The sequence below is a fragment of the Terrilactibacillus laevilacticus genome (genome assembly GCF_006517395.1).
Classification (GTDB): domain Bacteria; phylum Bacillota; class Bacilli; order Bacillales; family Sporolactobacillaceae; genus Terrilactibacillus; species Terrilactibacillus laevilacticus.
The window spans coordinates 238731-252606 of record NZ_VDCY01000001.1 but is presented as its reverse complement, the minus strand read 5'-3'; the positions used below and the strand labels follow the sequence as shown (position 1 = coordinate 252606).

Below are 13876 nucleotides of genomic sequence, written 5' to 3'. Positions count from 1 at the left end.
GCTAAAAGTATTTTCATCCCTGCAGTTTCTTTAAGGAGTGTCATAATTGCCTATAAGTTTTAAAGGATTTGAAGAGCGAGATTTTAATGTCTTTAAAATCCAAGGGCTTGAGCCTAGAATGGCCGCTATTCAAAACATCATACAACCTAAATTCGAGCAGTTAGCGGACGATATAACCCCCTTCCTTTCAGATATTACAAGTGACGAGATAATTCCTCATATTGCTAAACACGCTAGAAGAACAGTAAATCCACCAGAGGATACATGGATCGCGTTTGCAAATAGTCGTAGAGGGTATAAAAAACATCCTCATTTTCAAATTGGTGTGTGGGAAACTCACGTGTTTGTTTGGTTTGCTGTTATTTACGAGTCACCGATTAAAGTTTCATTTTCTAATAGACTAATTGACCAAATTGATGACCTTTATAGACATATCCCTGACAATTTTAGTTGGTCAGTGGATCACACAAAACCAGCTGTCCTACATCAAGGTGATATGAATAAAAGTCAACTTCAGATGATGATAGAACGATTAGGTTCAATAAAGAAAGCAGAACTTCTTTGTGGTATGATGCTGCCTAAGAATGAAGTGATCGCGTTATCTGGTGAACAATTCATAAAAAAATGTGAAACCACGTTTCGGAAATTAATCCCTTTATACAAAGTAGCTAAAACATGTGAAGCGCTTGTTTAATCACCTTTTTTGAACTAATTGATAGTTTAAACTTATGATCAAAACAGCGAGATTATGTATGTTATTTGTTAGTCATTTAAAAGGATTAAGATTAAGTCATCTACTGATTTTATATAAAAGGACGTTTTTTACAAACAATGTTTTTTTAGTTGACTAAGAAACTGTCCACTATTAGGTCAGTATACAAAATCTTCTTAATAAATTGAAATGAGGTGCTAATGATTGAATCAAAACGAAACACCCTTATTTACCGGACTTCTTAATTATACAAAAGAATCACCAACACAATTTCATATACCTGGACATAAAAGAGGAAAAGGTATGGATCCAGAATTCAGACATTTTATCGGTGAAAATGCCTTATCTATTGATCTAATAAATATCGCTCCACTTGATGATTTGCATCAGCCACATGGCATGATAAAACAAGCTGAAGAACTAGCCGCAAAGGCATTTGGTGCTGATGCTACTTTTTTCTCTGTTCAAGGTACGAGCGGACCTATTATTGCCATGGTGATGAGTGTATGTTCACCAGGAGATAAGCTATTTGTCCCTCGGAACGTACATAAGTCTGTCATTTCGGCTATTATTTTTTCAGGTGCGATACCGGTTTTTATTTATCCAGAAATTGATCATGAGCTCGGTATTGCACATGGAATAACAACTGATTCCGTTCAAAAGGCTATTGCACAACATCCCGATGCAAAAGCACTTCTTGTCATTAATCCAACCTACTTTGGAATTGTTTCAGATCTAGAGGCGATTGTTGAACTAGCACATGAACATCATCTTCCCGTTCTTGTTGATGAGGCGCATGGCGTTCATATCCATTTCCATGATTCACTACCTAAGTCTGCCATGCAAGCAGGTGCCGATATGGCTGCTACAAGCGTTCACAAATTAGGTGGTTCTCTTACACAAAGTTCCGTTTTAAACGTAAAAGAAGGGCTTGTATCAGTTGGAAGAGTGCAATCGATATTAAGTATGCTCACGACAACCTCGACGTCTTACTTGTTACTCGCTTCACTGGACGTTGCGAGAAGATACCTTATGACGAATGGTTATCAAGAACTTTCACGCATCATTCAATTATCAAATGAAACACGTGAAAAAATTAATACTATTAAAGGTCTGTATTGCGTAGGAAAAGAAATTTTAGGTACGCAAGCAACGTATGATTTTGATCCTACGAAACTGCTGATTTCCGTAAAACAACTTGGCATTACGGGTTATGAAGCTGAAGGTTGGCTTAGAGAAAATTATCATATTGAGGTAGAGCTATCGGACTTATATAATATCCTATGTATTATTACTCCTGGAGACGACTCCACAACCGTACAAAAATTAGTGAGTGCATGTCAAAACTTAGCTGACATTGTCTATCAAACGTCAAGGCAATCTGGGCATATTCCTAAACAACTTCCCGTCCATGTACCTGAGATGCCCCAATTATCACTTTCGCCTAGAGACGCTTTTTATTCTGAAACAGAAAGTGTCCCATTTTGGGAATCTGAAGGTCGCATTGCGACTGAAATTGTCATGGTATATCCACCAGGAATCCCCATATTTACACCTGGTGAGATTATTACTAAAGAAAATCTGGCTTATATTGAAGAAAACATGGAAGCTGGTCTTCCTGTTCAAGGCCCTGAAGACCCAACACTTAAAAACATTCGAGTCGTAAAAATTATCGAACCCATTCACTAATGAATGGGTTTTTAATTTATATATTTCTGTATTTCTGTATATAGAAAAAAGAGCTATTCCAAAGATGAATTATCTTTAGAATAGCTCTTCTAAATTTTATCCCGCCTTAACGGCGAGTATTGACCCCCACCTCAAGATTCTGTGTATTCAAAGAAGATAGGTTGAAGATCAACTACCCGTAAAGGTCCGATTGGTTCAGGCTTTCCATCAGTAGGGGATGACGCAGGCTAAAGACGCAACGCCTGCACTTACACATCCTGTGCGTCGAAAAACCCCCACTGATGGAAGTTTCACTTTATTTAGCAATATGAATTGGCATGCCTAGTGCTACCTCAGCTGTTTCCATCGTAATTTCACCTAAAGTTGGGTGGGCATGAATCGTAAGCGCAATATCTTCTGCTGTAATCCCCGCTTCAATGGCTAAACCGAGTTCAGCAATCATATCACTCGCTCCTGTACCGACAATTTGAGCACCCAGGATTAATCCATCCTCTTTCCGTGTGATGAGTTTGGTAAATCCTTCAGTTGCATCAAGTGACAATGCACGCCCGTTTGCAGCAAACGGGAATTGCCCAACCTGAACCTCGTAGCCTTGCTCTTTCGCTTCAGACTCAGATAAGCCAACTGTCGCAATTTCAGGTTCGGAGAATACGACCGATGGGATGGCTAAATAGTCTATTTCTGAAGCTTGACCACTGATGGCTTCAGCAGCGACCTTAGCTTCATATGAGGCTTTGTGAGCAAGTGCTGGACCTGCCACAACATCTCCAATAGCAAAAATGTGACTGACGTTTGTCCTACCTTGTTTGTCTACTTTGATCAAACCTCGTTCCGTCATTTCAACACCAGCCATATCAAGACCAAGATCTGCCGTATTCGGTTTACGTCCTACTGTTACAAGAAGATAATCTGCGTCGATTTTTACTTCTTCACCCTTAATTTCGGCTGTTACTGTGACGCCATTAGGTGATTCAACGACACCTTGTGCAAGGGCTTCGGTATGAATGACAACCCCTTTTTTCTTAAGATTCTTTTTAACTATCGCGGTCAATTTTTTCTCAAAGAGAGGAAGAATAGATTTACTTCCCTCCAAGATGACAACTTCTGTTCCAAATCCTGCAAAGGCCGTACTAAGCTCAACGCCTATATAGCCCCCACCAATAACGACAATCTTGTTTGGGCGCTCTTTAATAGCCAAAGCACCTGTCGATGATAGAACACGATCACTCCATTTAAAATTTGGAAGTTCAATTGGGCTAGAACCTGTTGCGATGATACAGTTATTAAATTTATATCGAGTTGATTCATAGCCATGATTTACTCTCACTTCGTCCGGTTCAACAAATAAGGCTTCTCCTTCAACAACCTCAACTTTATTTGCTTTTAATAAACCTGCAACACCTGAAGTGAGTTTACCCACAACAGACCCTTTCCATTCTTGAAGCTTGGCAAAATCAACCGTTACATTTTCTGTTGTTATTCCCATAACTTCAGATTCTTTGGCTTGCTCATAACGATGACTTGCATTTAATAAAGCTTTCGAAGGAATACATCCGACGTTTAGACATACACCGCCAAGATGTTCTTTCTCAATGATGATAACACTTTGTCCTAATTGTGCTGCTCGAATAGCAGCCACATAGCCTCCTGGTCCTGCACCAATAACAACTGTATCTACTTCTGTAGTAAATTCACCAACAACCATTTCTCATCCCTCCATGATTAAGCGTTGTGGATCATTAAGTAATCTCTTTATTTTATTCATCGCATACTGGGCAGTAGCACCATCAATAATACGATGATCAAAACTTAATGATAAGGCAATAACTGGTCTTACGACAACTTCACCATTTTCAACAACGGGTTTCTCTGTTATACGGCCAATTCCTAAGATAGCTACTTCTGGATGATTAATAACTGGGGTAAACCATTGACCGCCAGCAGATCCAATATTGGTAATTGTGCATGTACCACCTTTCATATCACCAGTAGCTAATTTACCTTCCCTTGCCTTTGATGCATAATCGCTAATTTCAGTTGCGAGTTGATACATTGATTTCCGATCGGCATCTTTAATTACTGGGACAAATAAACCTTGGTCTGTATCTGTTGCAATACCAATATTGTAATAATGTTTATAAACCACTACTTCATTTGCATCATCAATTGACGCATTTAGTACCGGAAACTCTTTTAAAGCAGCAACAAGTGCTTTGATAACATATGGTAGATAGGTTAATTTTATGCCTTGTTCAGCAGCTTCACCTTTAAAAGTTTTTCGATGGGCAACGGTTTTACTAACATCGACTTCATCCATTAACGTCACATGCGGTGCCGTCTGTTTTGAATGAACCATCGCTTTTGATATCGCTTTACGAATTCCCTTCAAAGGTTCACGTGTTTCACTTTGTGTTTGATTAAAACTTGGAGTTTGTGTTACAGTTTTTTGTTCGTGAGCCTCGTGATTAGTCTCTGAAGGTGACACTTGTTCTTCAATACCAGCTGGGTGTTCAGGGGTTGATCCATTTTCTAAAAAGTGATCAATATCGTCTTTTAATATTCTTCCGTGATTTCCAGATCCATGAACGTTAGTGATATCAACACCATGATCTCTTGCATATTTCCTTACAGACGGCATCGCTATAACTCGTTTTTGTTCAGAATCCTTGTCCTCTGCCGGGGCAGGACTTTTCACATCGGTAGTTTCAAGCACAGTTTCCGCTTCAGATGCTTCAGACGGTTCTTCACTTTCTTCATAGCCCTCTGCCTCGATCGTCACAACAACTGTCCCTACTTCAACAGTAACACCTTCATCGACTTTAACTTCTAATATTTTACCATCAACAGGAGAAGGAATTTCGACAACGGCTTTATCATTTTGTACTTCCGCTAAAACATCATCTTCCTTTACTTCATCTCCTGGTTTTACGAACCATTTTACAATTTCACCTTCATGAATACCTTCACCAATATCCGGTAACTTAAACTCATAAGCCATTAGGTACTTGGCCCCCTTTTTTCATTCTACATGCTTAAAAATTAGAGTGAATCACAAACAAACATCTAGATTCACTCTCAAAATTTAATAATTTAAAGTGGCTTTTACTTTTTCTATGACATCTTTTTCATTAGGCAACCAAACATTTTCAGCGGCAGCAAATGGGAAAACAGTATCCGGAGCTGTTACACGACCAACTGGCGCTTCCAATGAGAGAATCGCTCGATCATTAATTTCAGCAATAACCGCTGAAGCCACCCCCGCTTGTTTTTGAGCCTCTTGAACAACAACGGCATGATTTGTTTTTTCAATTGACTGAACAATGGTATCGACATCAATTGGATTAACCGTTCTTAGATCAATGACCTCAACATCAATATTTTCTTTAGCTAGAAGTTCAGCTGCCTTCAGTGATGTTTTAACCATAGCACCATATGTAATAATCGTGAGGTCTCCTCCTTCACGTACAACGTTTGCTTTGCCTAGTTCTATCGTATAGGCTTCTTCAGGTACCTCACCTCTGAAAGAACGATATAATTTCATATGTTCTAAAAAGATAACAGGATCGTTATCACGAATGGAAGCGATCAGTAGACCTTTAGCATCATAAGGGGTTGACGGAATAACTACCTTAACTCCTGGTGTTTGATAGAATAGACCTTCAAGACTATCCGCATGGAGTTCAGGGGTTTTGACGCCACCACCGAAAGGAGAGCGAATCGTAATCGGCGCATTATATTTACCACCAGACCGATAACGTAAACGTGCCATTTGTGATGCTACACTATCCATTGCTTCAAACACAAAGCCAAAAAATTGAATCTCCATGACGGGACGGTATTTTTCCATTGCTAAACCTAAGGCAAGACCGCCGATTCCTGACTCAGCTAGAGGGGTGTCAAATACTCTTTCTTCACCAAATTCATCAAATAATCCTTCAGTTGCTCTGAAGACACCACCGTTTTTCCCTACATCTTCACCAAAAACAAGTACATTTTCATCACGTTTGAGCTCAGTACGAAGCGCATCAGTGATAGCTTGAATCATTGTCATTTGCGCCATGGGTTATTTCGACTCCTTCTTGCGGTATTCTTCTAATTGTTCTTGTAAGTTCTGTGGAAGTTTTTCATACATATTATTTATTAAGTCACTAACTTTTTGTTTAGGAATTTGATCCGCTTCTTTTAATGCCTTCTTTATGTCTTCTTTCGCTGTTTCCACAACTTCATTTTCTATTTCTTTAGACCACAAGCCTTTATTCTCTAAATAAGCTCTGAAACGTACGAGAGGGTCTTTTAACTCCCATTCGTTATCTAGATCTTCTGTACGATAACGTGTTGGATCATCCCCTGCCATGGTATGTGGACCATATCGATAGGTTAATGTTTCAATGAGGGTAGGGCCTTCCCCGTTAATGGCACGCTCTCTCGCGTTTTTTGCTGCAGCATAGACAGCTAACGGATCCATTCCATCGACTTGGATACCTTTAATTCCTGCAGCAACGGCTTTCTGGGCTAATGTCTTTGTTGCTGATTGTTTTTCAACAGGAACAGAAATGGCAAAACGATTGTTTTGACTGATAAACACAGCCGGTACATTGAACGCCCCAGCGAAGTTCAATCCTTCATAAAAATCTCCTTGAGAGGTTGCACCATCTCCAAAGTATGTAAAAGCAACATTTCGTTTACCACGTTTTTTTAAGCCAAGAGCAACTCCTGCTGTTTGAGTACATTGAGCTGCAATGATGATCTGTGGCATTAGCGTGTAGACATCATCAGGAATTCTCCCACCTTCAAAGTGTCCTCTTGAATACAAGAACGCTTTTACAAGTGGTAAGCCGTGCCAGACCATTTGAGGAATATCTCGATAAGATGGTAATAACCAATCTTCTTTTTCCATAGCAAATTCACTTGCAAGCATAGAAGCTTCTTGTCCAGCGACTGGTGCATAGAAGCCGAGACGACCTTGGCGGTTTAGTGAAATGGCCCGTTGATCCCATATACGTGTATAGACCATTCTCTTCATTAGTTCTTTTAATTCATCATCTGATAATTGTGGATCCGCACTTTTATTTACAATTTCTCCTTTTTCGTTGAGAATTTGTAGAGTCTCGAATTGTTCTTCAATCGTTTGTTCCAGATTAGTGGTCAATTCTTTCACCTCTTCCTTCCAATAAAAAATGACTTCATGGTTTCGTTTGTTCAAACGTGTTGATTATTCATTCATGATAAACAACAAAACATGTCTAATGGACAGAGTTTGTTTACCTAGATTGACTCATGTTGCATTCGCTATTCTTAATATCATTAATTTATTAACTAACAAGAATAAAAAAACACTTAATGTGAGATATTCAACCATTTTAATGCTTTTTTGGAAACGCATACTTAAATAGAATGGCAAGTTCAGTTTATACTAATTGAATGATTTAAGTCAATTATTAGCGTCAATATTTGTAGTAAATTCACTAATTTACATTCATTGATATAATATTTTATTATCTCTTTTTACCACAGAGACATACTTTGTAATAGGAAACAAATCCACCTCAACGAATAATTAAATCTTTGCCTAACGTAAATGGTAATTAATATTTTTATCTTTTATTCTTCCTTAACATCTACATTGAATTATATGATAGCCATATGTATGATAAGTTATGAGTACTTACCTTACTAAAGATATGCTAAACTAGACCTATAATAGGTTGTTCAAAAAGTCATCAAATGATAAGCTTCGATTCTCGGTGCCTTCTTGTTTTTCCGATCCTCATGTAGCGGATACAAGAGGATCTCTAGCTAAGAACGCTCACGTCCTATGGCTGGCGATTGAAGCTACCACATCACGTGGGATGCCAGTCCAAAAAAACTGGTGCTGCTCTTAGCCTCCGGCGCCCAGGACGGGCTAGTACTGGCGTTTCTTGCAGGATGCCAGCGTACTTAACCAGTAACTTTTTCATTTGTCACCTTTTTGAACACGCACTATAACTTGGTGAATATTGGAATTAGGAGTGTTGAATGTGTTAACAATGGATGATATTGTTCGAGAAGGGAATCCCATTTTAAGAGCTGTGGCAAGTGAAGTCATGATGCCACCGACTCAAGAGGAAAAAGAAACATTGAAAAAAATGCGGGAATTTCTCATAAATAGTCAAGACGATGAAATCGCTGAAAAATATAAATTACGTGCTGGCATAGGACTTGCTGCGCCTCAAATTGGAATAAGCAAACGAATGATCGCTGTCTATATTCCTGAAGAAGACAAAATTCACGATTATACCTTGTTTAATCCCAAAGTTATTAGTCACTCCGTTGAAAACACCTATCTAGAAGGTGGTGAAGGATGTTTATCCGTTGATCGAGAAGTCCCTGGATATGTTCCACGACATGCCAGAGTCAAAGTCAAAGCATATAATATTGATGGGAAAGAGATAACCTTAAAATTAAAAGGACTACCTGCTATTGCCATTCAACATGAAATTGATCATTTAGATGGTATTATGTTTTACGATCATATCAATAAAGCAGATCCTTTTGCTATCCCTGATCATTGTGCTACAAATTAATAAAGTGAAACTTCCATCAGTGGGGTTTTTTCGACGCACAGGGATGTGCTAGTGCAGGCGTTGCGACAGGACGCCTGGTTTTTAGCTTGCGTCATCCCCACTGATGGAAAGCCTGAACCAATCGGACCTTTACGGGCAGTTGATCCCCCACCTATTTTCTTTGAATACTCAAAATCTTGAGGTAGGGGCCAATACTTGCCCGTTAAGGCGGGATAAAAGGGCTACGGTGGTAGCCCTTTTATTAATTTTCGATTAAGTATAAACATAACTACAAAAGTGGGATGCGAGGTCATTTTATTTAATCAAGTAACTTAAAGTAATCCGGCCTTCTCTAACCCAAAAACAATGCCTTCTTGATCGACCGGTTTTGTAACCCAACTTGCTACTTTCTTTGTTTCTTCTTCGGCATTTCCCATGGCTATTCCTTGCCCCACGTAACTTAGCATCTCTCGATCATTTAAACCGTCACCAAAGGCATATGATTGCTCAACATTAAGGTTTAAAAGTTTTAATAGTTGTTTGATCCCATTTGCTTTTGAGCCATCCGAAGGAAGTACATCAACAGAGCACGGATGCCAACGAACAAAATTAAAATCAGGATACATTTCTGGGTAATTCATGTTTTGATCTTCCGTATAGAATAATAGTGCTTGGTAAATCTCATTCTCTTGATGAAAGGCCTGCACATGATCGTTGCTAGGAAAATCTTTAATGCGTAAACTTTTTATTCCTTCTATAACATGCGGATGTTCAATGGACTCCGTCTTCATCGTTTCCTCGTTTTGAAAAATGATGGGATGTTCACAAGCTAATGCTTGTTTTGTCAGATGAAACAACGCTTTTTTGTTTAAGGGATTTTTATAAACAACTTCATTGTTATGAACAACATATTGGCCATTAAAACTGACATATGTATGAATATTTAACTCTTCACGTAGATCTTTAAACATAAATGGAGCTCGTCCCGTTGCAATAGCAGTCACTATGCCTCTATTTTGCAACTCAAAAATCGCTCTTTTTGTCGATTTAGGGATTTTTTTTTCAAAGTCGTAGATGGTTCCATCAATATCAAAGAAAACAATTTTTTCATTTTTCATGTTTCTACTCCTTCCTTTTTCACTCTAGTATTAGAATAACATAGGACACTTATTAAAACGATTTATTTTGTCAAAACTAGAGTATGGATTTAATGATGCGATGAAGGTATTCTTCAATAGGTTTTCTCCCATTCAATGTCTATTCAATTATTATTGACCTCTATCCCTCTTATCTCATTCTGAAACTATGAGGCTCTACCTTTAAGTGCGTGTTCAAAAAGGTGACAAATTAGAAGCAAGAAGATCAAGGTGGAGCTGTTTTGAGGACCGGAATGTAGGTTTTTACTACATGAGGACCGGAAAAACAAGCGGGCGCCGAGATTCGCAGCTTATCATTTGGTGACTTTTTGAACAACCTCTTTAAGATATTTGTTTATTTATACCTTTATAAAGGAATAAATTTCTAGAGGTTGGATAGAAATAATGAAAAAACCTAAGATTTCATTTATAATGGTAAATAGAGCTAGTTCAGTGGACATAAGGAGAGAAAAGAGAATGATTTTTAAAGTATTGTATCAAGCATCAAAAACTGAAGTTCCAATAAGAGAAAATACCCAAACAATGTATATCGAAGGCGAAAACGAAAGTGATGTACGTGAAAAATTAGCAGAGCGACCTTATAATATTGAATTCGTCCAACCTATTAGCGGCGCATTCCTTGAATATGAGAAAAACTCTGACACTTATCAATTGGAGAAGATATAGCTTATGAAATTTGTTAAAAATCATCAAACGGCCGTGTTTTCATTAGGCGGTTTGGGAGAAATAGGTAAAAACACCTATGTTGTTCAATTTCAAGATGAAATAATTGTCATTGATGCAGGTATTAAATTCCCTGAAGATGAACTTTTGGGAATTGACTATGTCATCCCTGACTATTCATATCTTGTAAAAAATGTAGACAAAATAAAAGGGTTGTTTATTACTCACGGCCACGAAGACCATATTGGCGGCGTACCTTATTTATTAAAGCAAATTAACATTCCTATTTATGCTGGAAAACTTGCTGCTGGGTTAATCCGAAATAAACTGGATGAACACGGTCTCTTAAGACAAACGACCATTCACGAGATTGGCGAAGATGATGTCATTAAATTCCAAAAAACGTCTGTTAGTTTCTTTAGAACAACACACAGTATTCCGGATTCCTATGGGATTGTTGTTAAAACACCACCTGGAAATATCGTTCAAACAGGAGATTTTAAATTTGACTTCACACCAGTTGGTGAACCAGCCAATATAACAAAAATGGCCGAAATAGGAAAAGAAGGAGTCCTTTGTCTATTATCAGATAGTACAAATGCGGAAGTTCCTAATTTCACCATGTCAGAACGTCAAGTTGGAGATAATATCTCTGACATTTTTCGTAAGGTAAATGGCAGAATCATTTTTGCTACATTTGCATCTAACATTCATCGTCTTCAACAAGTTGTTGAAGCAGCTGTAGAAAACAATCGAAAAATCGCTGTCTTTGGTCGCAGTATGGAAGCTTCAATTAGCATTGGAGAAGAACTTGGGTATATTAATGCACCCAAAGATACCTTTATCGATCATCAAAGGATTAATCGCTTACCAGATAATCAAGTAACGATCCTATGTACAGGAAGTCAAGGCGAGCCGATGGCGGCTCTTTCTAGAATTGCTAACGGAACACATAGACAAATACAAATCATTCCTGGCGACACGGTTGTGTTTTCATCGTCTCCAATCCCAGGGAACACCGTTAGCGTTAACAAAACAATTAACCAATTGTATCGTGCTGGCGCCTCGGTTATTCATGGCCCACTCAGTAATATCCACACCTCAGGTCATGGAGGACAACAAGAACAAAAATTAATGCTTAGATTGATGAAACCGAAGTTTTTCATGCCGATACACGGTGAATTTAGAATGTTAAAAAAACATACAGAAAGCGCTGCTGACTGCGGGGTGCCATTCGATCACTCTTTTATTATGGATATTGGTGAAGTACTAGCGCTTGATCAGAATTCTGCCCAAATGACTGGTAAAGTTCCTGCTGGCTCCGTCTATATCGATGGAAATGGTATTGGTGATATTGGCAACATTGTCTTACGTGATCGACGCATTCTTTCCGAAGAAGGTCTCGTCATTGTTGTCGTAAGTATTAATATGAAAGACCACCAAATCCTTGCAGGTCCAGATATTATTTCTCGTGGATTTGTTTATATGAGAGAGTCTGGTGATTTAATCAATGACGCCCAATCTCTTCTGAACAAGCATCTGCAAGGCGTTATGGATCGAAAAACATCGCAATGGTCAGAAATTAAAAATGAAATCACGGAAACATTGGCACCATTTCTATATGAAAAAACAAAGCGTAGACCCATGATACTTCCGATCATTATGGAAGTTGATCCTGCATCAGTCTCGTAAATGAAGCTAACTTAGTAACAAAACTAAATAGGAAAAATAGTAAAAAAGCCATTGATCATATTAATGGCTTTTTTATTATTTATCCCGCCTTAACGGGCAAGTATTGACCCCCACCTCAAGATTCTGAGTACTCAAAGAAGATAGGTGGGAGATCGACTGCCCGTAAAGATCCGATTGGTTAAGGCTTTCCATTAGTGGGGGATGACGCAGGCTAAAATCACGACGTCCTGTCACAACGCCTGCACTAGCACATCCTACCCCTATTTCTCTTTTAATTTACGATTTATGACAACGATACGTAATTTTAGTAATAGTAGTGGAATAATCGTAGAGACACCAAGAATAAAAACTATGAGGATGACATCAAAGACGGAATTTACGCTTAATTGCATCGTGGTTTGTAGTTTAATATATGGGTATAAAATATAAGGTAAATGTGATAGACCATAACCCAAAAAAGCAAATAAATATTGGAAAATAACAAATAAGAAAGCAAGAAAGAAATTTGATCTTTTAAAAATAAGTGTAATAGCAAGGAAAAAACTGACCAGTGAAATGAGAAACATCCACGAATAATTTAGTAATGTATCAAAGTGTTGAGGATTGTGTCCTTGAAGACCAAGAAACACAAGTCCACTAACCATAACAATCGGAACACTTAACAATAAAGTGAATTTCCTCATTTCCTCTCGAGCGGCCATCATGCCTTGTTTATGACTATAATAAACCATATAGCTAGAACTAATAAAAATAACGCTTATACCAGCCAATATAACTTCAATCCATATATATGGACTTACAACCAGATTAGTTAATGACAACGTCACTTTGGAACCATCTGATATAATAAATCCCCCTTCACTTATGGCCAAAACAACCGACATTAGAACAGGGATAATTATTGAAATAATACCATTCATGATATCTAGTGCCGCTATTAATCGTTCTCTCTCTGCCTGTAGCTGACTAACTGCAAAAGCAAAACTTCTAAAAATAATGAGCAAAATAATTAATATACCGGGAAATAATAGAGAACTTCCTAAATAATACGAGGTTTCAGGAATGACAACAACGATCCCAGCAAATAACAAGACAAAACATATATGTATAACATCCGATATGGGTGAAATATACCCTTTTAGTGTTTTTATAACAGACTCTTTTTTGCCTCTCACTCTTTCAAAGAAAATATAGAAATTAGCACCAAAATCAATTGAGGCTAAAATTAAATATATAAACATCGTCGTCCAAAGACCAATAAAAATTGATTCTGACACCTTTTCATCACCCTTCTCATCATTGCTGCTCCATTTTTTACTTTATCATGAGAATACAAATAAATCCAATGTCATCCTTTAAGGGGGCATTCTAAACTACCTAAACATCACATAACAAATTGGCTGTCTAAAGCAAGAAGAATA

General features: G+C 38.0%; 11 protein-coding genes. 5 read left to right on the top strand and 6 right to left on the bottom strand.

Annotation, left to right across the window (positions count from 1 at the left end; all coding sequences use genetic code 11):
* The first annotated feature begins 52 nt into the window (after nucleotides 1-52).
* Nucleotides 53-694, top strand: a complete 642-nt coding sequence (locus tag FG390_RS01085) for a YktB family protein (protein WP_141189534.1) — start codon at nucleotides 53-55, stop codon at nucleotides 692-694.
* A 222-nt stretch (nucleotides 695-916) separates the two neighbouring features.
* Nucleotides 917-2401 carry an aminotransferase class I/II-fold pyridoxal phosphate-dependent enzyme gene (locus FG390_RS01080; RefSeq protein WP_141189168.1) on the top strand — a complete coding sequence of 495 codons (1485 nt, stop codon included), beginning with the start codon at nucleotides 917-919 and terminating at the stop codon, nucleotides 2399-2401.
* A 295-nt stretch (nucleotides 2402-2696) separates the two neighbouring features.
* Here the strand turns inward: FG390_RS01080 and lpdA are convergent, their stop codons facing one another.
* The 4 genes from lpdA to pdhA form a co-directional block, all read right to left on the bottom strand.
* Entirely contained in the window at nucleotides 2697-4106 is a 1410-nt protein-coding gene (gene lpdA / locus FG390_RS01075; RefSeq protein WP_141189167.1) for a dihydrolipoyl dehydrogenase, read from the bottom strand.
* Nucleotides 4107-4109: 3 nt separating this feature from the next.
* Nucleotides 4110-5399, bottom strand: coding sequence for a dihydrolipoamide acetyltransferase family protein (locus tag FG390_RS01070; RefSeq protein WP_141189166.1), 1290 nt, complete (start codon nucleotides 5397-5399; stop codon nucleotides 4110-4112).
* An 84-nt stretch (nucleotides 5400-5483) separates the two neighbouring features.
* Nucleotides 5484-6461 carry an alpha-ketoacid dehydrogenase subunit beta gene (locus FG390_RS01065; protein WP_141189165.1) on the bottom strand — a complete coding sequence of 326 codons (978 nt, stop codon included), beginning with the start codon at nucleotides 6459-6461 and terminating at the stop codon, nucleotides 5484-5486.
* 3 nt (nucleotides 6462-6464) lie between these two features.
* Nucleotides 6465-7550 carry a pyruvate dehydrogenase (acetyl-transferring) E1 component subunit alpha gene (gene pdhA / locus FG390_RS01060; RefSeq protein WP_141189164.1) on the bottom strand — a complete coding sequence of 362 codons (1086 nt, stop codon included), beginning with the start codon at nucleotides 7548-7550 and terminating at the stop codon, nucleotides 6465-6467.
* Between the two features lie 868 nt (nucleotides 7551-8418).
* Between pdhA and def the strand changes: the two genes are divergently transcribed.
* Nucleotides 8419-8964: a peptide deformylase gene (gene def / locus FG390_RS01055; protein ID WP_141189163.1), complete on the top strand. Its 546-nt coding sequence runs from the start codon at nucleotides 8419-8421 to the stop codon at nucleotides 8962-8964.
* Between the two features lie 311 nt (nucleotides 8965-9275).
* Here the strand turns inward: def and FG390_RS01050 are convergent, their stop codons facing one another.
* Nucleotides 9276-10061, bottom strand: a complete 786-nt coding sequence (locus FG390_RS01050; protein ID WP_141189162.1) for a Cof-type HAD-IIB family hydrolase — start codon at nucleotides 10059-10061, stop codon at nucleotides 9276-9278.
* A 495-nt stretch (nucleotides 10062-10556) separates the two neighbouring features.
* Here FG390_RS01050 and FG390_RS01045 point away from each other — a divergent pair, with 495 nt between their 5' ends.
* Both FG390_RS01045 and rnjA read left to right on the top strand, forming a co-directional pair.
* Nucleotides 10557-10766 (top strand): DNA-dependent RNA polymerase subunit epsilon, encoded by a 210-nt coding sequence (locus FG390_RS01045; protein WP_141189161.1) that lies wholly within the window; start codon nucleotides 10557-10559, stop codon nucleotides 10764-10766.
* Between the two features lie 3 nt (nucleotides 10767-10769).
* Nucleotides 10770-12455 carry a ribonuclease J1 gene (gene rnjA, locus FG390_RS01040; protein WP_141189160.1) on the top strand — a complete coding sequence of 562 codons (1686 nt, stop codon included), beginning with the start codon at nucleotides 10770-10772 and terminating at the stop codon, nucleotides 12453-12455.
* A gap of 260 nt (nucleotides 12456-12715) precedes the next feature.
* Here the strand turns inward: rnjA and FG390_RS01030 are convergent, their stop codons facing one another.
* Nucleotides 12716-13732 (bottom strand): cytochrome d ubiquinol oxidase subunit II, encoded by a 1017-nt coding sequence (locus tag FG390_RS01030; RefSeq protein ID WP_141189159.1) that lies wholly within the window; start codon nucleotides 13730-13732, stop codon nucleotides 12716-12718.
* Nucleotides 13733-13876 lie beyond the last annotated feature (144 nt).